Here is a 26,099-nt window from a genome sequence, read left to right as displayed (position 1 = left end):
CCCGGAAAGCGGCTGGCCCGGGAAGCGGCCAGCCCGGGTCAGATGCCCGTCATCCGGATGGTGAGAGCGTCGTGCTCCACAGTGACGTTGAGGTGTTTGGCCTTGCCGAGGGGGTCACCGTCGAGCTGGAATTCCTGCTCGTGGGCGAGTTCGATTTCGGCTGACTTTCCGGCGAAGTATTCGACCGACGTGTTCTTGGCGTTCTTCCGGCCGAAGACGCCGGACAGCACATCCAGCCAGCCGAACCGGCCATGAGGGGCCAAAATCACGACGTCCAGGATGCCGTCGTCGACCTTGGCATCGGGGAAGATCTCCACGCCCCCCATGATCTTGCCGCAGTTGCCCACCATGACGCTGCGGATCCGGCGCCGCACGGCATGCTGGCCGTCAATGCTGATCTTCGCCCTGATCGGCTTGCCCGGCAGGTGCCGGATGCCAGCCTCGACATAGGCGAGCCAGCCCACGCGGTCTTTGAGTTCGTCCACAGTGTTGGCCATGATGGCGGCGTCATAGCCGAGACCGGCCATGACAAGGAAGATGTGCTCCTTCTCGGCATGGTCCAGCCTGGCCTTGACCACGTCTACCTTGGTATCCGCGCCGCTGAGGACGTCGTAGCTGGCGGCCACGGGGTCGGTGATGTCGACGCCGAGGTTGCGGGCCAGCAGGTTGCCGGTCCCCAGGGGGACCAGTCCCATCGGCGTTCCGGTGCCGGCGAGGACCTCCGCCACGCAGCGGACCGTTCCGTCCCCGCCCGCCGCGATCACGACGTCGACTCCGGCATCCAGCGCCTCGCGGGCCTGGCCAATCCCGGTGTCCTCCTTGGTGGTCTCCAGCCACAGCGGCTCGGCCCAGCCCTGGGTCTCGCACAGGCGGAAGAACGAGGCACGGAAGCTTTTACCGGGAGATTTCATGGGGTTGATAACCACGGCGGCGCGCCGGGACGCTGCGTTGTCCGGGGTCTCCGGAGTCGCGGTGTTGTTCTCTGTCATGGCGTCCTTAGGGCAATGGGGCGAAAGAGTACCCGAACTGAAATCCTAGCCGCAGTGCCCGCGTAACCTCCGCAGGGCCGGCGCAAATCGTGGACGCGCGCTCCGCCACCTCACTAGACTGGGCTTCGTGATGTTCCGGAGGCTGCGCTCCGGACGCCGAAAGCGGGGGCAGATGACTGAACCAGAGAAGTATTCAGCAACGGCTGAATCATCCAGTATGGATCCTCACGACTGGGGCCGGGCCATGGCACTGGCGCTCACGCGGCTGGCCGAGCAGGTAGCGCCCGGAGACAGCGACGACATCCATGCCCTGGTGGTGGGCAGGAACTTTCACCTGAAAATCAGTGACGAGCCCGGGGGCGTCAAGATCACGGTTTCCACCGAACCCATCCCAGACCCCGCTCCCTGACGGTCCCCTTCCCAGACGTCACGTCAGGACAGTGTTTCACCGTCCCGAAGTCAGGTCCTCGGAGATGACTTCCGCTGTGGCTACCGTCGCCTCGCGCACGGCCTTGAGGTAGGCGTCGGGGTCGGTCTGCGTGGACACCGTCTGGGCCTGCAGCGAGACGTTGATCGCCGCTACCACCTTGGGCCCGTCATGGACCGGCGCCGCAATGGACATCAGCCCCAGCTCCAGTTCCTGATCCAACAGGCACCAGCCCTGGGCGCGGACCGTATCCAGCTCCGCCAGAAGGTCAGCCCGCGTTCCGATGGCTCCCGGCGTGAGGGGCCGGATCTCTGTGGCCGCGAGATAGTCTTCCAGCTTCGCCGGCGGCAGGGCCGCGAGCAGCACCCTGCCCATGGACGTCGCGTAGGCCGGGAAACGGGTGCCCACCGTAATGCCGACCGTCATGATCCGCCGGGTGGACACCCGGGCGATGTAGGCGATGTCGGTGCCCTCGAGCACCGCGGCCGACGTCGACTCCCCCAGTTCGAGCGAGAGCTCCTCCAGGTGCGGCTGGGCCAGCTGCGGCAGGGACAGCCCGGACAGGTAGGCGTAGCCGAGCTGAAGTACCTTGGCGGTCAGGGCGAAGGTCTTGCCGTCCGTTCGGACATAGCCCAACTCCGCGAGCGTGTGCAGGAACCGCCTGGCCGTGGCCCGGGTCAGTTCGGTCCGGGCCGCCACCTCGGTCAGGGTCATCTTGGGGTGCTCTGTGTCAAAGGCACGGATCACGGCGAGCCCGCGCGCCAGCGACTGCACGTACTGGTCGCTGGCCGCGGGCGCGCCGCCGCTCTTGGCTGGCTCAATCATTTCTCGCCTCTCGGTCCCGCATCACTTTAGCGGGGCGCAGGTTATCCGGCGGCAGGACTGTCAGCTTGGGTCCGTCGCCTTGAGGGGGACGGGCACCATGGCCTGGAGTTCCTCGAGCGTGCAGCCGAAGGTCTCCCGCACCTGGACGCCGTCGGGGCCGGTCAGGAAGACGGCCTTATCGGTGTAGACGCGGGTCACGCAGCCGATCCCGGTGAGCGGGTAGGTGCACGCCTCGACGAGTTTGGACACGCCGTCGCGGGTCAGGAGCGTCATCATAACGAAGACGTCCTTGGCGCCGGTGGCGAGGTCCATGGCGCCGCCGACGGCGGGGATCGCGTCCGGCGCGCCGGTGTGCCAGTTGGCGAGGTCTCCGGTGGCCGAGACCTGGAAGGCGCCGAGCACGCAGATGTCCAGGTGCCCGCCGCGCATGATCGCGAAGGAGTCCGCATGGTGGAAGTAGGACGCCCCGGGAAGCTCCGTCACGGGGATCTTGCCGGCGTTGATGAGGTCCCCGTCGATCTGGTCCCCGGTGGCTTCCGGGCCCATGCCGAGCATGCCGTTCTCGGTGTGGAGCGTGATGTTCTGCTCCGGCTCGAGGTAGTTGGAGACCAGGGTGGGCTGGCCGATGCCGAGGTTCACGAACGATCCGGGCTGGATGTCGCGGGCCACGAGGCGGGCGAGGTCGTCGCGGCCCAGCGGCTTGTCGGATGCCTGGATGCCGGTCCGGACACCCGGCTGGTCATTGGTCGGGATGCTCATCTCAAGCCACGCTTTCTGTCTTGCCTGCGGCTGCGGCCACACGGACGATGCTGTTGACGTAGATTCCGGGGGTCACGATGACTTCCGGGTCCAGGCCGCCGGTGGGCACGATCCCGGAGACCTGGGCGATGGTGTGTTTCGCGGCGGCGGCCATGATGGGACCGAAGTTCCGTGCGGTCTTGCGGTAGACGAGATTGCCCCTGCCGTCCGCCGTGAGGGCCTTGATGAGGGCGACGTCGGCGTGGATGGGGGTCTCGAACACCTGCCACTTGCCGTCCAGGTAGCGGGTTTCCTTGCCCTCGGCGAGCATGGTGCCATAGCCGGTGGGCGTGAAGAAGCCGCCGATCCCGGCGCCGGCGGCACGGATCCGCTCAGCGAGGTTCCCCTGCGGGACCAGCTCGAGTTCGATCTCGCCGGCACGGTATTTGGCGTCGAAGTGCCAGGAGTCGGACTGCCGCGGGAAAGAGCAGATCAYYTTCTTCACCCGGCCTTCCTTGATGAGCAGGGCAAGGCCCTGGTCGCCCTGGCCGGCGTTGTTGTTCACCACGGTAAGGTCGGTGGCGCCGCCGTCCAGCAGCGCGTCGATCAGTTCGAACGGCTGCCCGGCGTTGCCGAASCCSCCGATCATAACCGTGGAGCCGTCCTTGATGCCGGCGACGGCCTCACCGACCGTGTCAATRAAATTMAGCATCTCGCTTAACCCTTCACGCCAGAAGTTACGTTTTCGAGCACGACGGCSAGGCCCTGGCCGACGCCGATGCAGATCGCGGCGACGCCCCAGCGCTGCCCGGAGGCCTGCAGGGACCGGGCCAGGGTGCCCAGGATSCGKCCGCCGGAGGCGCCCAGCGGGTGGCCCATCGCGATCGCGCCGCCGTGCCGGTTCACGATTCCCGGGTCGATGCCCCAGGCGTTGATGCAGGCCAGGGACTGCGCGGCGAACGCCTCGTTCAGTTCGACGGCGCCGACCTGGTCCCAGCCGATCCCGGCCTTGGCGAGGGCCTTGTTCGCGGCCTCCACGGGGGCGTAGCCGAAATACTGGGGATCGTTGGCGTGCGCGCCGCGCCCGGCGATCCGGGCCAGCGGGTCCAGGCCCAGGATCCCGGCAGCAGCCTCGGATCCCAGCCACGCCGCGGAGGCGCCGTCGGAGAGCGGGGAGGCGTTCCCGGCTGTGACCGTGCCGTTCTCCGCGCGGAACACGGTCTTGAGCCCGGCGAGCTTCTCCGCCGAGGACCCGGCCCGGATGCCCTCGTCGCGGACCAGGTCAGTGCCCGGGACCGGGACGACGAGGTTGTCGTAGAAGCCCTCGTCCCACGCCGCGGCGGCCAGGTTGTGCGAGCTGGCGGAGAACTCGTCCTGCGCCTGGCGGCCCACACCGTATCTTTCGGCCAGCCGTTCGGTGGCCTCGCCCAGGGAAATGGTCCACTCCGTCGGCATGGCCTGGTTCACCAGCCGCCAGCCCAGCGTGGTGGAGGCCAGAGCCAGGTCCCCGGCCGGGTACGGCTTCTCGGTCTTGGGCAGCACCCAGGGGGCCCGGGACATCGATTCGGCGCCGCCGACCAGCATGAGCTCGGCGTCGCCGGTGTTGATCTGCCGGGAGGCGATGATCGCCGCGTCCAGCGAGGAGCCGCAGAGCCGGTTGACCGTGGTGCCGGGAATGGACACCGGAAGGCCCGCGAGCAGGGTTCCCATCCGGGCGACGTTGCGGTTTTCCTCGCCGGCCCCGTTGGCGTTGCCGAACACCACCTCATCGATCCGCTCGGGGTCCAGCGCGGGGGCGCGTTTCACGGATTCGGTGATCACGTGCGCGGCAAGGTCATCCGGGCGGATCCCGGCGAGGCCTGAGCCCAACTTGCCGAAGGGGGTACGCACGGCGTCGTAAACAAAAGCCTGGTTCATGGTTCTTCCTTCGTTGGCGCGAGCAGGGGTTGCGGGGTCTAGGCTGCCGCCGGCTTGCGGGGAGTCGGCTGGTACGCAAGGAACTTCCAGCTCTCGCCCTCTTTTATCCATACCGAGAGTGCACTGTTGGCAAGCGTTTTGTGGGTTCCGTTGACAGTGAGGTCCGCGTTCATCTGTCCCAGTACGAGTGCGGTGTCCCCAATCAGGACGATGTCTTCGATGGGATGGTCGATCCGGTGGTACCTGTAGAAGCCCTTGCGAAGCTTTTCCAGGTAGCTGCTCAGCGTGTCACGGTCACCCAGCGAATGGGTGTACACCAGGCGCTGGTGGCATAGGCCCTCGAAGGCGTCGTAATCACCGTCGACTACGGCTTGGTAGCGCTTTGCTTCCAAGGTTTCGATCTTGTATTTCTCGGCTGCAGTGGCGTTATCCACGGAGGTCTCTCCTTGCTTTAAGTGTTGGGGGCTATCGGCCGCCACGAGTCTGATTTCGCCCCGATGTCCGTGCCCAACGCTGCGTCTTCACGACGTTGAGCCGGGCCTTCGTTAGGGAATGCCAAACCTGAGCTGATGATTCTTGGCCCAGCCTCATTCCAAGGTAATTGACAGCAGGTTGCCCGTCAACTGTTAGTTGACACAATCTTCGCGGTCTGATTTCGCGACAGAGCCTGCGCCCAGCCTTCTCTTACCGCATATTCAACAGAGGAACGGCCTTAATTCGAAGGAGAACGCGCTTTCTAAGGACCCTCCATGGTGCGTTGACCGGCGACTTGAGGCTTACAGGAATGGTGCACATGTAATCTTTTACTTGACACTTGTGTGTTGGATCACTTAACGTCGTCCTCGAACCAATCAAACGGAATGAGGTCAACGTGGTCCTTAGTACCGAGATCCTGCTTTCTGTGAGCAGGATCAGCAAAAGCTTCGGCGGGGCGAAGGCGCTCAACGACGTTTCGGTGGACTTCCGGGCGGGTGAAGTGCACGCGTTGCTGGGAGAAAACGGTGCCGGAAAGAGCACCCTGGTCAAAGTGATAGCCGGTGTAGTTACCGCTGATACCGGCGAGGTGACATTCCCGGGAGGCTCCGAACCATCCGATGTAGCCATGGTGTTCCAGGAACTCTCGGTGATCCCCGAGCTGTCCGTCCGGGACAATATGGCTCTCAGCATGCGCCGGACCTCAGGTCTTTTGGTGCGCAGGGAAAAACTGCAGGAGCGGATGCAGTCCGCGCTGGCGTCTGCGGGTCTTGAGGACCTGGATCTGGACATGCCCGTGGAGGCATTGCCGCTGGCAAAACGCCAACTGCTTGAGATCGCCCGCGGGCTCGTCGCCGATGCCCGCACCCTGATCCTGGATGAGCCCACCGCCACCCTGTCGGACATTGAAATCTCACGGGTCCATGAGGTCGTGAGGTCGCTTGTGGCAGGCGGACGGTCGATCGTCTACATCACGCACCGGATGGGCGAAGTCTTCCGGCTGGCGGACCGGATCACCATCATGCGTTCCGGCAGCGTGGTGGCCAGTGGCCCGACGGCCGATTTCACCATGGATTCGGTTGTTACGCACATGCTGGGCGAAGAACACACAGCGGGGGAGGCAATTCACGTCAAGGAAAACTTTGCTCCGGAAAGCCGCCGGAAGCTGAACATCCGCGGACTGGCCTCCGGGCACCGTTTCTCGGACGTGTCTTTCACCGCACAGGCCGGGGAGGTCACCGCGCTCTTTGGCCAGATAGGCTCCGGAGCTGATGACGTTGTTCGAGCCCTGGTCGGCCTCATCCCGGTGACCGCGGGGGACATTCAACTGAACGAGATTCAGCTGTCAGCCCTGACACGACCCAAGTCCCAGAAGCACGGGATTGCCTACGTTTCCGCGGACCGTGTCATGGAGGGTGTCTTCCTCAGCGGCAGTGTCGCTCAGAACGTCAGCTCGGGCGCACTGGCCGTCGTGAGCCGGCTGGGCACCATCAGGGCAGAGCTGGAAACGGACCTCGCCGGGTCCATTGCGTCAAAGGTGGCCTTCGACCCGTCACGCATCAGGGTTCCCGTCGGATCCCTCAGCGGCGGCAACCAGCAGAAGATCGCAATCGGCAGGGCCCTGGCCACTCAACCCGATGTTCTGGTCCTGAACGAGCCGACCCGTGGCGTAGACATCGGTGCACGCGCGGAAATTTATCGCGCGCTCCGGCAGCTTTCCGCCAATAACGTCATCGTCATCGTTTATTCGAGCGACATCGTCGAGCTTCGCGAACTGGCCGACCGGGTCATCACCATGTTCCGCGGCCGCCCGGTCAGCAGCAACCGGACAACCGATATCACGGACTCCCAGATCCTCACCGAAATCCTTCACGGAGCCAAACCATGAACACTAAAATCGCGGTACGGTCGACGGTACAAAAACCGGCGGCGCCGGCCACACCCGTCGCTGAAACCATCAAACGGATCACGACGGACAGCTCAGCCATCATCGCCGTGACCACCGTCCTGCTGTTCATCCTGGCTTGCATCTTCGTCAACGAGTTCGCCACGGTCACCAACCTGCGTGCGCTGTTCCTCTCAGTTGCCCTGGTGGGAATTGCCGCCGTCGGCCTGAGCATTATCACCATCGTCGGCAGGCTATTTGCTCTGTCCGTCAGTGCGATGGTCGCGGTGTCCACCATCGTCTTCGCCTCCCTCCTCCACACCGGTCCATGGACCGCCATGGCGGCCGCCGTCCTGTTCGGGGCTCTCGCCGGTGCAGTGCAGGGGTTCTTCGTCGGGCGCCTGGGCACTGACCCCATCGTCACTACCATCGCAGCCGCAGCGATCCTCATTGGCTTTGCGCAGATCGTGACCGGTGGGCGCAATGTGCAGGGCGCAGGCGACGCCAGCGTCTTCGGGCTAACCATCTTCGGCGTCGTACCCGTCCAGGTGCTTGCCTTCTTCGTGCTTACAGTGCTCGCCTGGTGGACGCACCGCTACACCGTGCTGGGCCGGCGGGTAACCCTCGTGGGCCTGAACGAAAAAGCAGCCCTTGTCTCAGGAATGCGCGCCTGGCCGGTAATCCTGTTTGCCTTTATCGGCTCGGGCGCCATGGCAGGTCTTGCCGGCGGGCTGCTGTCCTCTGAATCGGGACAAGGAAACCTCCAGCTGGGCGGCACCTTCGGCTTCGATGCCATCACGGCTGTCGTTGTAGGCGGCGTCAGCGTCAAAGGCGGAACAGGGAATCCCGTCGGCGCTGCAACCGGGGCCGTCCTCGTCGGCCTGCTCGGCAACGCACTGGTCCTGCTCGGGCTCAGCTACGAAGTCCAGCTCATTTTCAAGGGCGTCCTCGTCCTGCTGGCCGTGGTAGCAACCGGCATCGCATCCAACCGTCAATCAGGAAGAAGGCGCTGATCCCGTGGTTAGAATCTATTGGCACTTCCGGACACTTCTGGCATGGTCGCTGGCAGTCCTCGCATTCATCGCCTTCGCACTGACCAACCCGGCCTTCCTCAACGCCGGCAACCTCTACTCCCTTCTGCAGTCCTTCGCCGTCCTGGCTCTGGTCGCAACCGGTCTCTCGATCGTCATGATCGCCGGCGAATTCGACCTCTCCATCGCCGGGACCATCCCTTTGGCCGGGCTCATCGCGGTCAAGGTAGGTGAAACCGCCGGGATACCCCTCGGTGTGGCTGCCGCCGTCGCCGTCGCCGCCGCCGTGGGGGTCCTCAACGGCTGGCTCACCGCCCACTACGCCGTACCGTCTCTGGCTGTCACCGTCGGGACCCTGGTGCTGACTATTGGACTGGGTTTCGCCGTTGCGGGCGGCAAGATCGTCACCCTCACCGACTTTGAACCGGGGCTCTGGCTGGACCAGGCCATCGCCGAGATCGTCTCACCCCGTGCACTGCTGTACGTGGTTCTCGTCGTGGCCGCGGGATGGCTCATGGCCAAGACGTGGTCGGGTGTGAAAATCCGCGCCGTGGGCAGCGACCGCCAACGCTCCTCAGCGTCCGGCCTTCCGGTGACCCGGGTCCTGATCCTGGCGTTCGTCATCTCCGGTCTGTTCGCCGGCGTGGCAGGCGCCCTTCAGGGACTGACCCTGGCATCAGGGGCGCCCGGATCAGACGAAGCGACCCTCCTGCAGGCCGTCACTGCAGCAATTATCGGCGGAGTTGCGCTGACCGGCGGCAAGGGCAGCATCCCGGGCGTCGCCGCCGGAGCCATGCTGCTGGCCGTGGTCGGCAACGGCCTCAGCCTGCAAGGCACCTCAACCGCCATCATCCAGCTCATCAACGGCGGAATTCTCCTCCTCATCGTTGTCATCGACCGCCCGCTGAACCGCATCGTGAACAAGTCGGTCGAGAACAGCATGTCCACCTCCCAACCCCGCGTACCAACCAACCACTAAGGATCACCATGAAAACCACCTCAATGAAGAGACTGGCTGTCGCCCTTTCCCTCACCTCTGCACTATTCCTGGCAGCTTGTGGATCAACGCCAGCAGCAGCCCCGAGCGCCGGCGGCGGTTCAACCGACGTCAAAGGCAAGAAGGTGACCCTGCTGACCGTCGCCCAGAGCTGTGACTACTGCGCCAAGCACACCGAAGAATTCAAGAAGGTCGCCGAAGCCGCAGGCGTCCAGGTGACGGTCGTCGTCAACGACTTCAACGCCGCCGAACAGGCCCAGCAGGTCACCCAGGCCATCAGCACACGCCCTGACGCCGTTGTATTGTGGCCCGCCGATGCGACCGCCATCATGCCGTCCCTGCAGCGGCTCAAGCAGTCCAAAATCCCGGTGGTCGTGACCAACTCACACCCGCAGTCCGACGATGACAGCCTCTGGAACACCTTCACCGGGCCCGATGACTACGCCAACGGCCAGGAGRCCGCCAAGGCCATGATCGCGGGCTTCAAAGAGAAAGGCTTCGGCGACTCGGGCTCGGTCGTTATCGTCGAAGGTGTACCCGGAACCCCGCCGGCCATCAACCGCACCAAAGGCTTCAAGGACGAGCTGGCAAAGTTGGCCCCTGGAATCACCATCGCCGGTTCACAGCCGGGTAACTGGGACCAGACCCAGGCCACATCCGCAGCTGCCAGCCTCATCACCCAGTTCGGGAACAAGAACCTGCGCGGCATCTACGCCCAAGCAGACAACATGCTCGCCGGCGCCATCGTCGCCGCTGACCGGGCCGGCCTGAAATCCACGGACTTGGCCATGGTCGGTTCCAACTGCTCCACCGAGGGTTACACCGGCATTGAAAAGGGAGTCCAGTACGCCTCGGTTCTGCAAAGCCCCATCGAGGATGGCGAGTTCGCAGCCAAGGCTGTCATTGATGTCCTCGAAGGCAAGAGTGTGGAGAAGAACAACTATCTGACCCCCAAGACGATCACCAAAGCCAACCTTGCTGACTGCGCTGCAGCAGTAGGCAAGTAACGGAGGAATTTATGACTGACTGGACACTCACTCTTCCCGACCATGTCATCGTTACGGGCACAGCCAGTGGGTTGGGCCTGGAATGCGCGAAGGCACTACTGTCCGCGGGAAGCCACGTCTTCGGTGTGGACCTCGGAGTCAGCCCCGCAGAGCTGACGGACCAACCCGGGTACCAGCACATCGTCGGCAACGTCGCAGAAGAGGCGACCTGGCAGGAAGTAGCCAAAACGGCCACTGCAGGCGCCAACGGATCACTGGGGCTGATCGCCGCAGCAGCGATCCTTGGTGTCGGCACGCTCGAGGAAGAAACGCTGGAGTCGTGGAAGCGGACCTGGGAGGTGAACGTCCTCGGCAACGTGATCGCCCTCAAAACGCTGATGCCGCACCTGCAGAAAGCGGAGCACGCTTCCGTGGTCGTGGTGACCAGCGTCGATGCCCACTTCGCGGAGCAGCAGCTGGCGTCCTATGCGTCGTCCAAGGCCGCCCTCACCGGAGCCGTCCGAACCATTGCTTTGGACTACGCCCGCACGGGCATCCAATTCAACCTGCTGGCACCGGGGCCCATGCGGGCGGGACTTTTCGAACGACACCTGGCCTCGGCCAGCGACCCGGAGAAATTCCTGGCCACCCGTGAGGCGCGGCAGCCCCTCGGGCGCATCACCGGCGCGGACGAAGTCGCCAATTCGGCACTTTTCCTGCTCTCCAAGGAGTCCTCGGCCGTCTTCGGCACCACCGTTGTAGCTGACGGGGGCCTGACCACCGGTTTTGATTTCCGGACGGGCTCCGAAGGCTCTTCCGCCCATCAGAACTAAAGCACCACAGGAACACCGAACCACCGAAAGGTACAACTCATGGAACTGGAACTGACCGGCAAGAAAGCCGTCATCACCGGCGCGGCCTTGGGCATCGGCCGTGCCACCGCCCTTCTGCTGACCGCCGAAGGAGCGACGGTCGCAGCCCTGGACATCGACAAATCGGCCCTGACCGAACTTGAGGAACTGGCCGCTGACCACCCTGGCCGGATCGTCCCCGCCGTCGTTGACTTCACCCAGGGCGAAGCTACGAACAACGCTGTTGCCGAGGCCATCGACCAGCTCGGCGGCCTGGACCTTCTCATCAACAACGTCGGCTCTGGCGCAGTCCGGACCTTCGAGCAGATCACCGACGAGGACTGGGCGCGGACGATGGAGCTGAACTTCATGAGCTACGTGCGCGCCATCCGCGCCGCATTGCCCGCCCTGCGCGAGTCAGCGGCTCCATGCATCGTCAACAACGCATCCGACCTCGCCCGGCAACCTGAAGCCCAGCCTGTCGACTACTCCGCCAGCAAGGCAGCTGTCCTGGCCCTGACGAAGTCCATCGCCCGCGCAGAGGGCCCGAAGATCCGGGTCAACGCCGTGGCACCGGGACCCATCTGGACACCGTTTTGGACCAAGCCGGGCGGTTTTGCTGACACGTTCGCAACCCTGCACGGGATGGAACGCCAGGCAGCCGTCGAACATGAAATGAAGCTCCGCCAGCTGCCCCTGGAACGGCTCGGCACTCCGGAGGAAGTAGCGCGCGTCATCGCGTTGCTCTGCAGCCCGGTGACCAGCTTCGTCACCGGTTCCGTCTGGGGCGTGGATGGCGGCAGCATCCGTGGACTCATCTAACCTTCAGCCCGCCATGGATCGGAAGGAGCCCCACGTGCCCGACCACCATTCTTCAGACGAACAGGAGATCCTGTCCCTCGAAGACCGCCGCTACGAGGCGGTACTCAGGTCTGACTTCGACGCCTTCGCCGAACTTTGCCATCAGGACCTGGTATACGCGCATTCAAATGGGGAACGCGATGACCTGAGCGGCTACATCGATAAGTGCCGGCAGGGTGTATACGTCTATCACAGGATCGATCATCCGGTGGAGCAGGTCAAAATAGTAGGCGATGTAGCCCTCGTCATGGGAGAAATGCACGCCGATCTGACCATCCGGGGCACGCCTACAGCATTGGACAACACCGCCTTAGCCGTGTGGATCCGCGTGGGTTCATCCTGGAAGCTGCTGGCCTACCAGCCGACGCCCAAGCCTGGGCAGGCTGCCCTCGGTCAGGAAGGCACAACAGCCTCCGCGCGCTCAACTGTCTAAAGTGCACCAGGCCCGCAAAGCCAAAAGAGTGCCGGCGACACCCGTCGCCGGCACTCTCTTGACGTCTACCGCGTCTACCCCTTGCCAGGCAGCCCAATGCTGCAAGGAGTGCGGGGTCCGGCTTGTATTCCCCCGGTTGACACTCACTAACCAAAGCTTCGGCACTGACGGCATGACACGTCCGTGCCACGATAGGGGAGGAATGCTAAGAGTGGGAGTGTTCCATCGCCCCGGAGTCCTCACCGCTTGATCCCTGACCGGCCCTGGCCAGGTCGAGGGGATGGGCGAAGCCTTGACGGCCGACCACGGCCCAGATGGCGACACAGTTTTCACCGGAGGTGTTGCTGAGACGGTGCGGCACATTTGAATCGAAATTCATGCTGTCTCCAGGCCCGAGAACATCGCTATCAAAAGCGACCTGGACGTTAAGTTGGCCGGAAAGGATATGGATGTACTCCCATCCGGGGTGGCGCATCAGTGCGTCCGCGGCGCAGGACTCGCTCCCGGGCCCGTACGTGACCCGCAGGAACTCAACCAAAGGGTCGGCCCGTTCCGTGAGCCGCTCCCAGCGGACGCCTCCCATGTTGATCTCTGGACGGTCCCCTGCCCTCTGGATTCCCGGGATTGCCGTGCCTGCAGACGGGGCGAAGACGGGAAGGCCGCTGACAGTTGAATCAACGGTCGGGCCGTTTTCTTCCGGGGCGGGAGCCGAGTGCTCACCACTCATGAGCGTGTCCAAGGAGAGCCCAAGCTCCGAAACGATGGTGTACAGGGTTCCGATGGAAGGGACGGCACGGCCCAGCTCGACCTGTGACATAAAGCTCGCGGAGATACCGACCCTCCGGGCGAGCTCCCTGAGGGAGATCTTCGCCTTCATCCTGGCAGCCCTGAGCTGACTGCCCAGCTGGGCACGATCCTCCTGGGTAACCGGTGCAGTGGCTTGAATGCTCATCGTCGGCCTTTCCGGCGATCCAATCCGGCAAAAGAGAGGACCGCTGTTATGTATGTCCACCAACGGACCGGGGAACCAGCCATAAGTGTACAGTTCGCGTACACACCACTTTAGCTCCTCTACCGCAAAATTGCCCAGACTTCACAGTTATTACGCCTAACTACGGCGGAAAATCTCGGAACCGTCCGAATCAACCGAATGTAAAGTGCCATGTGCTGTATTACTTGACAGTGTGCGGTGTATCACTTTACATTGGAAGGGTGATGCAGCCGCGAGAGCTGACAAGGGCGGGGGATCTCCCGGCCCGTCGGCGCACCGGCCACAGCTTCCGGAGCTCCGGACTCGAAGTCGAGGACCGGGCGGCGCCGAAGCAAGAATTCCACTTGTGTATGTCTACCTTCTAATTAGGAGCAATTGATGGTGCAGGATCGCAAAGGCGCCTCCGCATTCAAACTGAGCCGCCGTCACGTTGGTGTCGCCGTGCTCGCCGGCGCCACGATGGCGCTCTCCGCCTGCGGCGGGAGTGCGTCATCGGGAAGTGGCGACGCACCCACCGTCGGCTTCTCCGCCGGTGTCCTCGACAACCCCTTTACGGCAGGCCTGGTGGACTCCGTCGTTAGCGAGGCCAATTCGAACGGCCTGAAGATGCTACCCGCCTCCAACGCCGAGGGTGACCCGGCCAAGCAGGTGACCGATATCAACACCCTGATCTCCCAGGATGTAAAAGGCCTGGTGACCATACCCCGGGACAGCGATGCCATCATCCCGGCCATCCAGGCTGCGAACGCCGCAAACATCCCCGTCGTTACCGTGGACACCGCAGCCAATGGCGGCAAGATCTACATGAACATCAGGGCGGACAATGTTGCCATGGGCACCAGCGTCTGTGAACAGATCGGCAAGCTGACCGGCGGCAAGGGCACGGTCCTGGAACTGCACGGCGCGCTGTCAACCACCTCCGGGTTTGACCGGAACAAGGGCTTCGATGAGTGCATGTCCTCCAAGTTCCCGGATGTAAATATCATCCGCAAGGACACCAACTGGGAATCTGCCAAGGCGGTGGAAAACGCCCAGACAGTTCTCAGCACATCGAAGATCGACGCCGTCTTCCTGGCCAGCGACTCCGTGATGCTCTCCGGCGTGCAGACCGTGATGGAGGGTCAGGGCAAGTGGGCCCCCACCGGTCAGCCCGGACACGTCCCCTTGGTGACCATCGACGGTTCCAAGGGATCCTTGGATGCTGTCCGGTCCGGACACGTTGACGCCGTCGTTTCCCAGCCGGTAGATCTCTACGGAAAGTACGCCGTCCAGTACCTCAAGGACGCCATCGCCGGAAAGGAATACAAGGTCGGTCCGTCCGAGCACGGCAGCGAAATCGTCGACTACAAGGGCAATCTCGCGGACATGCTTCCCTCTCCGGTCATCACGAAAGACAACGTTGATGACCAGAACCTCTGGGGAAACAAAAAATAACTCGCTCCCGGCCGAGCAGGGCCAAGGTGAAGACTGAATTTCAGAAAGGGTGACATCGTGGTCACAGCTAACACCCAGAATGCCATCGAGATCCGCGGACTACAGAAATCTTTCGGATCGACCCAGGCGTTGACAGATGCCAACCTGACCGTTCGTTCAGGCGAATCCCGGGCCCTTCTCGGCCGGAACGGTGCCGGAAAGTCCACTTTGATTGCGATGCTTACCGGGCTGGTGACTCCGGACGCCGGAAGCATCCACATCCAGGGCGCGGACGGTGAAATTACTGAAGGTCCCGGATCCGATTCCATCGCTTGCGTGTATCAGAAAAGCACCCTCGTGCCGGAACTGACCGTGGCGGAAAACATCAGCCTTGGCGCTTACCCACGCAAGCGGTGGGGGAGCGTGGACTGGCCGGCGATGCGCAAGGCGGCAACCGACCAGCTCAAGGACTGGGGTTACGAGCGCATCGTCGACAAAAACGTCGAGGACCTTGAACCGCTGGAAAAGAAAATCGTCGAAGTATGCCGGGCACTGTCCCGGGGACCGCGGATCCTCCTTCTGGACGAACCGACGGCCGGCCTCGACGAGGGGGCTTCCCATGAACTATTCGCCCAGATCAACAGCCTCCGCCAGCGCGGGGTGACCGTCATCTACGTCTCCCACCACCTGGAAGAAATCTTCAAGGTCTGCGACTCTGTCACCATCCTGCGCGACGGACGCGACGTCCTGACCGCCCAGACAGCCGACCTCACCGTCAACCGGATCGTCAACGTCATGGCCGGTGTGACGGAGCAAGAAGCTGCAGCTGCTAGGAAAGATACTGCCGCCACCAGTAACCGCCAGGACCAGCTTGGCGAAACGCGACTCACCGTGACCGGCGTCGGCGTCGGCTCCCGCGTCCTGGAAGCCAACCTGACGGTCCGCGCTGGCGAATGCGTCGGCCTCACAGGTCTCGATGGCGCAGGCCACGTCCAGCTCGCCCAGGCAATCGCAGGTCAGCTGGCACTCGATGCGGGAACCGTTGAACACAACGGCCACACCCTCGGGCACGGAAACGTCATCAAAACGATCAACGCCGGAATTGGCTTCGTTCCCGAAGACCGCCACGTCAACGGCTACGTCCCGGAACTGTCCGTCGAAGAAAACGCCACCCTGACCATCGTCGACCGGCTCCGCGGCCGTGGCGGCCTCATCAGTTCGGGACGGCGCCGCGAACGCTTCACCGAACTCTCCGGCGCCTGGTCCATCAAATGCGACGGACCCACCCAGGCCGTCGAAGAGCTCTCCGGAGGCAACCAGCAAAAGGTCGTGCTCGCACGGGCCCTCGCTTCAAACCCGGACACACTCGTCCTCGTCCACCCCACCGCCGGTGTCGACGTGACAGCAAAGGAATCCATCTACGAATCACTCCGGGCGCTGCGTGACAGCGGACGGGCGCTGCTGATCGTCTCCACCGACGACACCGACCTGGAAATCTGCGACAGGGTCATCGTCATGTACAAGGGCGAAATTCACGCCGAACTCAACGCCGGCTACGAAGAGTGGGAACTCGTAGGCGCCATCCAGGGGGCGGAGGCCGCCGCATGACAATGTCCGCCCCGCCCCTGCAGCCCACGACCACTGAGCCAAAGAACCAAGGAGAAACTCCAATGTCCACGCATACCCCGACTGTTGCGGGGACGCCGACCAGCCGCCGGCCCCTCAATATCATCGACCAGGCCCGCTCCTCCGGCTGGGCCCGGGAGCTTGCGCTGCTGCCCGCCATCATCGTGGCCATGGTCATCGGCGCCTTCCTGTCGCCCCAGTTCCTCACAGCGAACAACCTACTCAACAACGTCCTTGTGACCTCCGCCGTACTTGGCATCGTGGTCATCGCCGAAAGCATCATCCTGATCTCGGGCTACTTCGATCTTTCGCTCGAGTCCGTGGTGGGCCTGGCTCCGATGCTTGCCGTGTGGCTGGTCCTGCCCGCCGCGGTCGGCGGCTCCGGCTGGGGATGGTCACCCTGGGCCGCGTTCGGGGCGATGCTCGTGCTTTCCATCGTGGTGGGATTGATCAACGGGTTCCTTGTCGGCAAGCTGAAACTCAACGCCTTCATCGTCACCCTCGCCATGCTCACCTTGCTCCGCGGCCTGACCATGGGCCTGTCCGGCGGCAAGACCCTCTCGGGGCTCCCCGCTGAATTCCTCGCCCTCGGCAACACCAAGTGGCTGGGCATCTCCATCCAGATCTGGCTCTTCGTGATCTTCCTGGTCGCCGCCGCAGTATTCATGCGCAGCCACCCGGTCGGCCGTAAGCTCTACGCCATGGGCGGCAACAACGCCGCCGCCGCAGCCGCAGGCATCAAAACACTACGCCTTACCATCGGCGTCTTCGTCGCCGGCGCGGTCATCGCCGCGTTCGCCGGCCTCATGCTCACCGGCCGTATCGCCTCCGTGACCGCCAACCAGGGCGACGGCCTCATCTTCACCGTCTTCGCAGCGGCTGTCATCGGTGGCATCAGCCTCAACGGTGGCAAGGGCTCCATGATCGGCGCACTCAGTGGCGTGCTGCTGCTGGGCATCATCCAGAACATCCTCGTCCTGTCCCAGGTGCCCTCGTTCTGGATCCAGGCCATCTACGGTCTGATCATCCTCAGCGCCCTGATCTTCAACTACTTGGCCGGTTCCCGGCGTACCCGCCGCGTCGTCTAACCAATCCCGCCACTTCTGAAAGCAAGGAGCACACACCGTGAGTTCACCATCCTTTGACGGAAAGGTCGCCATCGTCACCGGCGCGGCCAGCGGCATTGGCCACGCCACAGCACTGGCACTTGCCGCACAGGGTGCGACCGTCTACGGAGCCGACATAGCCGCCTCCGCCGGCGACGCAGCTGACGGGGCCATCCAGTGGCGGCGCCTCGACGTCGCCGAAGAAGACGGCTGGAAGGCACTCACGGAAGAAGTGCTTCAGGCCCACGGCCGCATCGACGTCCTGGTCAACAACGCAGGCCTGGTCGGATCGTACGAATCGATCACGGATATCGACATCCAGGACTGGCACCGGATCATCTCCATCAACCAGACCGGTGTCTTCCTGGGAATGCGCTCCGTCGCACCGGCCATGCTGGCGCAGGAATCCGGATCCATCGTGAATGTCTCGTCCATCTGGGGACTTGTTGGAGCAGCTGGCGTCGCCGCATACCAGGCATCCAAGGGTGCCGTGACCATGATGACGAAGAACGCCTCCGCCACGTGGGCAGCGCAGGGGATCCGCGTGAACTCGGTCCACCCCGGGCTGATTACAACACCCTTGACGGAAAACCAGGATCAGGCGATTTCCGATGAGCTGATCGCCAAGACCCCCATGCACAGGGCAGGAAAGGCCAGCGAAGTCGCCGATGCGATCGTCTATCTCGCCTCCGACAGGGCCTCGTACATCACCGGCGCGCAACTCGTTGTCGACGGCGGATTCACCAGCATCTGAGCCCCACTTACCAGCCGCCCCAGCTCCAAGGAAGGAACAGCACCATGAGCACGGACCTCGGCCCCGGAACACTGACTGCCGCTGTTATCGACAGTTTCCGCAATACGCCGGATGACCGGCTTCGGACCATCCTGACCAGCCTCACCACCCACMTTCACAACTTCGTCAGGCAGATTGAACCGACGATCGAAGAATGGGAAACCGCCATCAACTTCCTGACCGCCACAGGCCAGAAGTGCGACTCCGTCCGACAGGAGTTCATCCTCCTCTCCGACGTGCTGGGCGTGTCCATGATGGTGGAAACCCTCAATGACGCCGAAACTCCGGACGCCACCGACTCCACTGTCCTGGGCCCCTTCCACATGGTCGAATCCCCAAAGCGTGAACTTGGCGAGAACGCCTCCCCGGAAAGCGAAGGAGACATCTGCCTGGTCAGGGGGCGCATCCTCTCCGTCACCGGTGAACCCGTCCCCAATGCCGCCATCGACATCTGGCAGGCAAACACCAAGGGCTTCTACGACGTTCAGCAACCCGGCATCCAAAGCATCGGCAACGGCCGCGGCCTGTTCACGTCCAACGCCGCCGGAGAGTTCTACTTCCGCAGCGTCATCCCCAGCTATTACCCGATCCCGACCGACGGCCCTGTCGGGGACCTGCTGCACGCGACTGCCCGGCACCCGAACAGGCCGGCGCACATCCACTTCATCGTGGGCGCGCCGGGTTTCCGGGAACTGACGACGCACATTTTTGTTAGCGGGAGCGACTACATCGATTCCGACGCCGTTTTCGCCGTGAAGCAGAGCCTGATCGCCGAATTCGTGCCCAACACCTCAGAGGCCGACGCAGCCCGCTACGGTCTCACCCCACCGTTTATGGAGGCAGTGATCGACATTGTCATCCACCCCGAGCTCGTCGACCCGGACATGATCCACACCGCCGTGATGTCCCCGTCCACTGCACGGATTATCGAAGCACAGGAGAACACCCGATGAAGGATTTTCAGTACCAGGCACTTCCGATGCGCGTCCGTTTCGGAGCCGSCTCACTTGCCTCACTTAACGACGAAGTCGTCAACCTTGGCCTCAAGCGTGTCCTGGTCCTGGCTACACCCTTCCAAGCGGACATGGCCGAAAAGGTTTCTCAACAGCTGGGCGAGCTCAGCGCCGGCGTGCACGCCGAAGCTGAAATGCATGTGCCCATCGAATCCGCCCACAAAGCGCGTGAAGTAGCTGCCGCTGCCCAGGCCGACGGTTACGTTGCGGTCGGCGGCGGGTCCACAACCGGCCTGGGCAAGGCCATCGCGCTTGAGTTCGGCCAGCCCATCATTGCCGTACCCACAACCTACGCCGGCTCCGAAATGACGCCCGTATGGGGCCTGACCGCCGACGGGGAGAAAAAGACCGGACGCGACTCCAAGGTCCTGCCCACCAGTGTCATCTACGACCCCGAACTCACCGTTTCCCTCCCGGTGAGCATGTCGGTCACCAGCGGATTCAACGCCATCGCCCACGCTGTCGAAGCGCTGTACGCACCGGACGGTTCGCCCATCATCTCCCTGATGGCCGAGGAGGGCACCCGTGCCCTCCTCGAAGCGATGCCAAAGATCGTGGAAGACCCATCCAACATCGACGCCCGCTCCGATGCGCTGTACGGCGCGTGGCTCTGCGGGGCCACCCTCGGCGCGACTACGATGTCGCTGCACCACAAGCTGTGCCACACACTCGGCGGGACCTTCAACCTTCCCCACGCCGAAACCCACACTGTCGTACTGCCCTACGCCCTGGCCTACAACGCCCAGCACGCCCCCCAAGCGGTCGCGGCCCTGCAGCGCGCCACCGGGGCAGAAAACCCGGCGGCCCACTTCAAGAAGCTGAGCGTGGCCCTCGGCGCACCCTCGTCCCTGGCTGAACTGGGCCTGAAGGAATCCGACGTCGAAAAGATCGTCGAAATCGCCACAAAGAACCCTTACGCCAACCCGCGGGAAGTGACCCCCGAGGGCATCCGGGAACTCGTCACGGCCGCCCTTCACGGCAGCGACGTCTACGCAACGTCCTCGTTCCTCCCAGTTGCCTGAACCCACAGAAAGAACACAACATGTCTGAGACCGTCAACGAAGTGCGTACGGCGCCCGCGGCACCTCCGCCGGGGACCGTCCCGGCCGTCCTGGTCCGCCAAGACGCCGGCGGCACCATCACAGTCGAACCCGGCACTGCAGCCATCACTGCGCCCAAACCCGCTGAGCTCCTTGTACGGCCCGCTTACGTGGGGGTGTGCGGCACTGATATCGAAATCCTGCACGGCAGCATGCCGGAGACCTTCAAGATCAATTACCCGCACGTCTTGGGCCATGAATGGTCAGGCATTGTCGTGGAGGTTGGCGCCGGCGTTGAAGGGTTTCATCGGGGGGACCGGGTCCTTGGGCACGGACACCTGGGCGGCAACGACTGGTTCGGGGTCACCCACGATGGAGCCGCAGCTGAACTGTTCACCGTCCCGGCCGATATGTGCTTCCACATCCCTGACGAGGTGGACATGCTCACGGCTGCAGTTATTGAACCTTTCGCCTGCGTGTTGAATGGGCTGACCAAGATTGGCGGCATCAGTGCCGCCGATACCGTCCATGTGCACGGGCTCGGAGCCATCGGCCTGAATGCAGTGATCCAGGCTGTTACCGCCGGCGCCCAGGTAGTCGCGTTCGATCCCAGCCCGCTGCGGCGTGAGATGGCGATCAGACTGGGAGCCAAGGCCGCAGTGAACCCGTTGGAGGAGACTGTCGCTACCGCAGCCGCGGAACAGGCAGTCGGCCGACCGTTTGCTGACGTGGTCATCGAAGCCTCCGGAAATTCCGCTGCGCAGGCGGCTGCCCTTGAGAGCGCCGACCTCAATGGTCGGGTTCTGCTGATGGGTGTTTCCACTCCAAAATTCGCGCCTGCTCGCCTGGGCCTGGTGCAGGAACGAAACCTCTTGATTACCAGCTCCACCGGGGCGCCGGTAGCAGTATGGCCCGCAGCAATCCGGTACGTGGCAAACACCCGCCTCAATCTCGGTGAGATCGTCTCCACCGTCGTCCCGTTCTCCCGCGGAGACGAAGCCCTCCAAAGGGCACAGGACTCAAGCCGGGAAACGAAGGTCATGCTTGCCCCGGATGCCACCAACGCCGACGGCGTGGCCGCCTCCTCAACCCACAAAGCCAACTAACAAAGGACGAACGTGAACGACACGAACATCATTCAGAACCGGGACCTCCTGGCCTCCTGCTGGACCTGGGCAGGCAACGCCGCCCCGCTTCGGGGCGATGAGACGAGCCCTATCGACGTGCGCACCCGGGTTGAGGCTGCCGCCAAGGCAGGCTGGAAGGGACTGGGCTTTATCCACGCCGACCTTCCGGAGATTGAAAAGACCATTGGTCTCAAGGGGCTCCGCCAGCTGCTGGACGACAACGGCATCGTCCACGTCGAGATGGAATTCCTCGCGGACTGGTGGAAGACCGGCCCCGAACGCGAAGAATCCGATCGCTGGCGTAAGGTCCTGTTCAACGCTGCAGAGATACTCGGCGTCAAGACCATCAAGATCGGCGCCGAACTGGCCCTCGAAGGTGAGCCGGCGCCTGTCGATGAAACCGCGTTCCACCAGGAATTCGACCGGCTCGCCACTCAGGCCGGGGAAGTGGGCACGCGCGTCGCTTTGGAGCCCATGCCGATGAACAACCTCAAGACGATCGAAATCGGCGCGAAGTTCATCAGCGAGGTCAACAACCCGCACGGCGGGCTCACCGTCGATACCTGGCACACCAGCCGCGGCGGCACCCGCTACGAAGACCTGGCCGCGATCCTGCCCATGGACAAAGTCTTCATCGTAGAGATCGATGATGCCCGCAAAGACGTCGTCGGTTCGCTGTGGGAAGACACCATCAATGAGCGTCTGTACCCCGGTGAGGGTGACCTCGACACGGTTGCTTTTGTCAAAGCCATTCATGAAGCCGGATGGCGCGGACACTGGGGCGTGGAAATCCTCGCGGAATCACACCGCCTGTTGCCGTTGGATCAGGCATTGGCACGCGCCCACGATTCAGCCGCGGCGACACTCGAGGCAGCGTCCCAACTGATCGCCGCGGAACAGTCCGAAAAGGTCTAACCCGAGCTAATCCGCGTAAGCCTGGCCCACCTGCCACCCTGCAGGGTGGCGCGTGGGCCAGGTTTGCCACGGAGCCTTACAAGAGAAGCGGAACACCATGAGCGCACCAGCCCCGGAGGCACGATCGGACGCCGCCATCCAGCTTGGCATGCGTCTTCGTGACGCCCGGCAGAGCGCCAAGCTCTCCGTACGCGAGCTTGCGCGCCGTGTGGACGTCTCCGCCAGCCTCGTTTCACAGGTCGAGCTGGGCCGCACAACACCGTCTGTCGGAACCCTTTACGCCCTCGTATCAGCACTGGGCTTGTCCCTTGATGCGGTACTGCAGGATGCGGGGCAATTTCCGTCGGCAGGTACCAGTCTTCGGGTTGTTGAAACTCCAGCCGTCTTTGAAGACGGGCGGCCCTGGTCATCCGAAGGTGCGGTGACACCTCTGGTGCCATCTACAGGGAGTAACGAACTTCCTGGACTTCTGGAAGCGAAGAACCGTCCAAAACTCCGTGTCGATGGTGTCCTCTGGGAGCGACTCACTGCGGAGAACGACCCCAATGTGGAACTGCTTCGCGTCACGTACGGAAGCGGCACTGAATCCTGCCCGCCGGATAACCTCATGCGGCACGGGGGACATGAATACTTCCACATTCTTGAAGGAAGACTCAACGTGGAGGCCGGGTCCTCCATGGGAACACTTAGCGCCGGAGACAGCATCAACTTCGTCTCTTCCGCCCCTCACCGGCTCAGCAACCCTTTCAACGAAGATTGCATCGCAATTTGGGTGGTGGTCGGCCGGCGAAACCATCAGCAGGACAACCCGGTCTCGCCGGTCGCATAAGTAAGACGAGCAACAGAAAAAAACCATCACATGCACTCACGGAGCCTTGAAACGGAGTCCCAGTTGAATTCGTCATCCACACAGAATTGGGGCAAGGAGCCCGCTGGCGAGGCTCATGCAAACAATTCGGCCACCCCTGCTCACTGGGGCGAGCTCTGCCCGGGTGATCACGTCTGGGTGGTTTGCGCCAAATCTTCCCACTCCGGGATTGTTGACGCTGCATCTGCTGACGGTGAGTATCTGTGGGTGCTTCTCAACGGCGGGCACGGTCGCAGGTTGTTCACCAGGGCCGAGGTAACCAGGACTTATGTCGATCCGATGGACCTCGCCAAGCGGTCACGACCAACGCTTTGACCTCTCTTACCTCAGTGCGGCCTGAAAGAGCGGGACTTTGTAAACCTTCAGGCCGAGGTCACGAACAACCAGACCCGCAACCTTTGGTCTGCTCAAACGCCGATAAACCTGGTTACTCAGTCTGGGAGAAAACGATGAGATTGCTGCTCCACCGAATTTCCGTTCTGGTCGACGGCGCTGGTTACGGCGGCGACCTGATCGCGCAGGACAGCCCAATGGAGACGGGGTTCCCCCAGGGAGTCCTGGCGTCATTCCCCTGGGAAGGCTGGTGGCACGATGAGCCGGATGAGAGCGCAGCCCATAGGTGACCGCTGAGGCCTAGGGGCACAAACAACAGAACCTGGCCTGCAAGGTAGCCGCCAGATCCAACACCATGACCAAAGCCCCGGTAGTAAAAATCGACAGGAGACAGCACTTTGAAACCGATCGCCGTAGGACTTCTGGGAATCACCCACCCGCACGCTTCCGCGCGGGTCCGCGCCCTCCGCGAAATAGCAGGCGTCGAGGTGGTGGCTGCCGCAGACGACGATCCGCGACTGAAGTACTTCACCAACAAGTACGACATGGAGGCCCGCGACATCGACGGGGTGCTCCAGGACGACCGCATCACCGCGATCATGGTGCATTCCAAGAGCAAGGACATGGTCCCCCATGCTCTGCGGGCCCTCGCCGCGGGAAAATCTGTCGTCGTAGAGAAGCCGGGCGGCGGAACAGTCGATGACCTGCTGAAGCTGGCCGAGGCGGAGACCCTGGCCGCTCCGGGATTGGTAGTCCAGGTCGGCTACAACGTCCGCCTGGCACAGTCGGTCACTCGGGCAAAGGAGCTCATAGGCGCCGGGACCATCGGGAACGTGGTCAGCGTGTCGGCCAGAGGTGCCTCCCTGGCCGGGGAGCATCTCACAGCACATCTCAACCAACCGGGGGACATGGGCGGGGCGCTGTGGATCATCGGGTGCCACATGCTCGATTCCCTGGTCAGCATGTTTGGGGTGCCGGAGTCCGTCAATGCGCGAGTGCACAAGTCCCCGATGCTCTCCGACGAGTCGAGCCGCGAGGACTCCGCGGCTGTGCTGCTGAATTACCCCGACATGTCCGCTACGTTCAGCTTCGACAGCCATGACCGACTCGAATGGTTCGAAAGCTCAGGTATATCCGTCTACGGCACCGCTGGAATGATCGGGATCGGCGTCCTTCCCCAAAAGCTAAGGGTCTACGTCGAGAAGGACCGGGCCGGTTGGTCCGCCGGCTGGACCGAATGGACGCAGAGCTATTTCACTCCGCCGTTCGCCCGTACTGATGCGAACAAGTTCTCTGAGCTGCCCGAGTTGGAGAACATCAGCAATTTCCGCACGGAAATGCGCGGATGGATCGACAGCATCCGCACTGGTGAATCTGTGGTGGCACCGGTCACGGATGCCCTTGCCGTAGCGCGGATTATCGACGCCTGCTACCGGTCCGAGAAAGAGCTGGGGGCATCAGTTCAGGTGGCTCAAGGCGTGATCCTGGACGCGCAGCGCACAACATGACAGCCGTTCGCTGGGGGAGTGCTCGCCACTGCTCGCATCGCCCAACGAGCACGCTACGCGACGAGCATGCTAGGCGGCAGCAGGCCCCCTCGGGCACGCATAACCCTTCGTCAGAGGGGTTTTGCTTTAATGTGTGGACATTGACCCTCCGCGGGTTCCTCCGACGTTGTCCGCGGTTTGTGGCTGGCGCCGCGGTGGCCTGTTCGCTTGTGTGGGTGGCGGGATCTGGGCCCTGGCCGGTGGGCCCTCTGCTTGCTGGAATATCTAGGGTTATGTGTCGTCCTTTTGCTGTTTCCGGTGGCCAGTTGTTGGCCGTCACTCATTCACCGCCTGGCGTTCCCGCTGATCCGCCCGGCAATCGCCACAATCGCCGTGTACAACGCGCTCAACGTCTGGAACAGCTTCCTCTTCCCGCTGATCCTGACCCAGAGTGCGGCAAACCGAGTGCTGCCACTATCACTATGGGCGTTCCAGGGAGAGTTCACCATCAACACCCCGGCCATCCTCGCCGCGGTCGTCCTCTCCGCCCTGCCACTCGTCTTTGTCTATATCGTTGGCCGCCGCCAGCTCGTCGCCGGCGTGACAGCAGGCTTCAGCAAATGAACCCACAAAGGAAGAGCGGCGGAGGGCATGCAAACGCGTGTCCCGCCGCTCTTCCCGTACCCGTTTGCGACCTCGACTCAGCATCGGTTGCTGCGGGGATTGGGCCGCTTGGGAGATTTCGGACAGCGGATTAGTGGTTTTCTCTACGCTGCCGCGGGCGGCTGCTGGTAACTGTAGTGGACCTCGTTGGGGTAGCGGTAATCCAGTGCGGAGTGCCGGCGCCGGCTGTTGTAGAAGCCCTCGATGTAGCGGATTACATCCCGTCTGGCCTGAGCCTTGGTGGCGTAGACCGTGCGGTGGACGCGCTCGTTCTTCAGCGCCGAGAAGAACGTCTCCGCGGCGGCATTGT

General features: G+C 63.1%; 26 protein-coding genes and 1 pseudogene. 19 read left to right on the top strand and 8 right to left on the bottom strand.

Annotation, left to right across the window (positions count from 1 at the left end):
- Positions 1-38 precede the first annotated feature (38 nt).
- Positions 39-989, bottom strand: coding sequence for a diacylglycerol/lipid kinase family protein (locus AC1D2F_RS17735; protein WP_364746576.1), 951 nt, complete (start codon positions 987-989; stop codon positions 39-41).
- A 217-nt stretch (positions 990-1,206) separates the two neighbouring features.
- On the opposite strand from AC1D2F_RS17735, the gene AC1D2F_RS17730 reads away from it, so the two are divergent.
- On the top strand, positions 1,207-1,398 hold the full coding sequence (locus AC1D2F_RS17730; RefSeq protein ID WP_364746578.1) for a hypothetical protein: 192 nt from the start codon (positions 1,207-1,209) through the stop codon (positions 1,396-1,398).
- Positions 1,399-1,434: 36 nt separating this feature from the next.
- Here AC1D2F_RS17730 and AC1D2F_RS17725 read toward each other — a convergent pair whose 3' ends face one another.
- The 5 genes from AC1D2F_RS17725 to AC1D2F_RS17705 are packed head-to-tail and all read right to left on the bottom strand — an operon-like array spanning position 1,435 to position 5,330.
- Positions 1,435-2,241 carry an IclR family transcriptional regulator domain-containing protein gene (locus AC1D2F_RS17725; RefSeq protein ID WP_364746583.1) on the bottom strand — a complete coding sequence of 269 codons (807 nt, stop codon included), beginning with the start codon at positions 2,239-2,241 and terminating at the stop codon, positions 1,435-1,437.
- A 60-nt stretch (positions 2,242-2,301) separates the two neighbouring features.
- Entirely contained in the window at positions 2,302-3,000 is a 699-nt protein-coding gene (locus AC1D2F_RS17720; RefSeq protein WP_364746585.1) for a 3-oxoacid CoA-transferase subunit B, read from the bottom strand.
- 1 nt (position 3,001) lies between these two features.
- Complete coding sequence (locus tag AC1D2F_RS17715; protein ID WP_476967301.1) at positions 3,002-3,691, bottom strand: 3-oxoacid CoA-transferase subunit A; 690 nt, start codon at positions 3,689-3,691, stop codon at positions 3,002-3,004.
- A gap of 5 nt (positions 3,692-3,696) precedes the next feature.
- Positions 3,697-4,896 (bottom strand): thiolase family protein, encoded by a 1,200-nt coding sequence (locus AC1D2F_RS17710; RefSeq protein WP_476967300.1) that lies wholly within the window; start codon positions 4,894-4,896, stop codon positions 3,697-3,699.
- Positions 4,897-4,934: 38 nt separating this feature from the next.
- Positions 4,935-5,330, bottom strand: a complete 396-nt coding sequence (locus AC1D2F_RS17705) for a nuclear transport factor 2 family protein (RefSeq protein WP_229993601.1) — start codon at positions 5,328-5,330, stop codon at positions 4,935-4,937.
- Between the two features lie 467 nt (positions 5,331-5,797).
- Between AC1D2F_RS17705 and AC1D2F_RS17700 the strand changes: the two genes are divergently transcribed.
- The 7 genes from AC1D2F_RS17700 to AC1D2F_RS17670 are packed head-to-tail and all read left to right on the top strand — an operon-like array spanning position 5,798 to position 12,414.
- On the top strand, positions 5,798-7,258 hold the full coding sequence (locus tag AC1D2F_RS17700) for a sugar ABC transporter ATP-binding protein (protein ID WP_476967299.1): 1,461 nt from the start codon (positions 5,798-5,800) through the stop codon (positions 7,256-7,258).
- Positions 7,255-8,268, top strand: coding sequence for an ABC transporter permease (locus AC1D2F_RS17695; RefSeq protein ID WP_476967298.1), 1,014 nt, complete (start codon positions 7,255-7,257; stop codon positions 8,266-8,268). The genes AC1D2F_RS17700 and AC1D2F_RS17695 overlap by 4 nt, the downstream gene beginning before the upstream one ends.
- 4 nt (positions 8,269-8,272) lie before the next feature.
- Positions 8,273-9,265, top strand: a complete 993-nt coding sequence (locus AC1D2F_RS17690) for an ABC transporter permease (protein WP_476967297.1) — start codon at positions 8,273-8,275, stop codon at positions 9,263-9,265.
- A gap of 8 nt (positions 9,266-9,273) precedes the next feature.
- On the top strand, positions 9,274-10,290 hold the full coding sequence (locus AC1D2F_RS17685; RefSeq protein ID WP_476967296.1) for a sugar ABC transporter substrate-binding protein: 1,017 nt from the start codon (positions 9,274-9,276) through the stop codon (positions 10,288-10,290).
- An 11-nt stretch (positions 10,291-10,301) separates the two neighbouring features.
- Complete coding sequence (locus AC1D2F_RS17680; protein WP_476967295.1) at positions 10,302-11,102, top strand: SDR family NAD(P)-dependent oxidoreductase; 801 nt, start codon at positions 10,302-10,304, stop codon at positions 11,100-11,102.
- 39 nt (positions 11,103-11,141) lie between these two features.
- Positions 11,142-11,942: an SDR family NAD(P)-dependent oxidoreductase gene (locus AC1D2F_RS17675; RefSeq protein ID WP_476967294.1), complete on the top strand. Its 801-nt coding sequence runs from the start codon at positions 11,142-11,144 to the stop codon at positions 11,940-11,942.
- A gap of 34 nt (positions 11,943-11,976) precedes the next feature.
- Entirely contained in the window at positions 11,977-12,414 is a 438-nt protein-coding gene (locus AC1D2F_RS17670; protein ID WP_476967293.1) for a nuclear transport factor 2 family protein, read from the top strand.
- Positions 12,415-12,619: 205 nt separating this feature from the next.
- Here the strand turns inward: AC1D2F_RS17670 and AC1D2F_RS17665 are convergent, their stop codons facing one another.
- Positions 12,620-13,366 carry a helix-turn-helix domain-containing protein gene (locus AC1D2F_RS17665; RefSeq protein ID WP_476967292.1) on the bottom strand — a complete coding sequence of 249 codons (747 nt, stop codon included), beginning with the start codon at positions 13,364-13,366 and terminating at the stop codon, positions 12,620-12,622.
- 417 nt (positions 13,367-13,783) lie between these two features.
- Here AC1D2F_RS17665 and AC1D2F_RS17660 point away from each other — a divergent pair, with 417 nt between their 5' ends.
- The 11 genes and pseudogenes from AC1D2F_RS17660 to AC1D2F_RS17610 all read left to right on the top strand — a co-directional run.
- Positions 13,784-14,839, top strand: coding sequence for a sugar ABC transporter substrate-binding protein (locus AC1D2F_RS17660; RefSeq protein ID WP_229993610.1), 1,056 nt, complete (start codon positions 13,784-13,786; stop codon positions 14,837-14,839).
- 57 nt (positions 14,840-14,896) lie between these two features.
- Positions 14,897-16,426: a sugar ABC transporter ATP-binding protein gene (locus AC1D2F_RS17655; protein WP_229993611.1), complete on the top strand. Its 1,530-nt coding sequence runs from the start codon at positions 14,897-14,899 to the stop codon at positions 16,424-16,426.
- Between the two features lie 62 nt (positions 16,427-16,488).
- On the top strand, positions 16,489-17,532 hold the full coding sequence (locus AC1D2F_RS17650) for an ABC transporter permease (RefSeq protein WP_229993612.1): 1,044 nt from the start codon (positions 16,489-16,491) through the stop codon (positions 17,530-17,532).
- Positions 17,533-17,569: 37 nt separating this feature from the next.
- Positions 17,570-18,304, top strand: a complete 735-nt coding sequence (locus AC1D2F_RS17645; RefSeq protein ID WP_476967291.1) for an SDR family NAD(P)-dependent oxidoreductase — start codon at positions 17,570-17,572, stop codon at positions 18,302-18,304.
- Positions 18,305-18,348: 44 nt separating this feature from the next.
- Positions 18,349-19,296, top strand: a complete 948-nt coding sequence (locus tag AC1D2F_RS17640) for a dioxygenase family protein (RefSeq protein ID WP_476967290.1) — start codon at positions 18,349-18,351, stop codon at positions 19,294-19,296.
- Positions 19,293-20,378 (top strand): maleylacetate reductase, encoded by a 1,086-nt coding sequence (locus AC1D2F_RS17635; RefSeq protein ID WP_476967289.1) that lies wholly within the window; start codon positions 19,293-19,295, stop codon positions 20,376-20,378. The genes AC1D2F_RS17640 and AC1D2F_RS17635 overlap by 4 nt, the downstream gene beginning before the upstream one ends.
- Before the next feature lie 20 nt (positions 20,379-20,398).
- Positions 20,399-21,502, top strand: a complete 1,104-nt coding sequence (locus AC1D2F_RS17630) for a zinc-dependent alcohol dehydrogenase (protein ID WP_476967288.1) — start codon at positions 20,399-20,401, stop codon at positions 21,500-21,502.
- 12 nt (positions 21,503-21,514) lie between these two features.
- On the top strand, positions 21,515-22,438 hold the full coding sequence (locus AC1D2F_RS17625; protein WP_476967287.1) for a sugar phosphate isomerase/epimerase family protein: 924 nt from the start codon (positions 21,515-21,517) through the stop codon (positions 22,436-22,438).
- Between the two features lie 97 nt (positions 22,439-22,535).
- A complete protein-coding gene (locus tag AC1D2F_RS17620; RefSeq protein WP_229993618.1) occupies positions 22,536-23,267 on the top strand; it encodes a helix-turn-helix domain-containing protein in 732 nt (243 codons plus the stop codon).
- A gap of 770 nt (positions 23,268-24,037) precedes the next feature.
- The gene (locus tag AC1D2F_RS17615) at positions 24,038-25,147 is read left to right on the top strand and encodes a Gfo/Idh/MocA family protein (protein ID WP_229993619.1); all 1,110 of its coding nucleotides are present in this window, start codon (positions 24,038-24,040) and stop codon (positions 25,145-25,147) included.
- A gap of 327 nt (positions 25,148-25,474) precedes the next feature.
- Positions 25,475-25,750: pseudogene (locus tag AC1D2F_RS17610) on the top strand (carbohydrate ABC transporter permease); the annotation flags it as partial.
- A 143-nt stretch (positions 25,751-25,893) separates the two neighbouring features.
- On the opposite strand, the gene AC1D2F_RS17605 reads toward AC1D2F_RS17610, so the two are convergent.
- Positions 25,894-26,099: integrase core domain-containing protein (locus AC1D2F_RS17605; RefSeq protein ID WP_476966376.1), on the bottom strand; the 206-nt coding region annotated here is incomplete at its 5' end.

The sequence above is a fragment of the Arthrobacter sp. P1_B3 genome (genome assembly GCF_056406615.1).
This window is presented reverse-complemented; position numbering and strand designations above follow the sequence as displayed.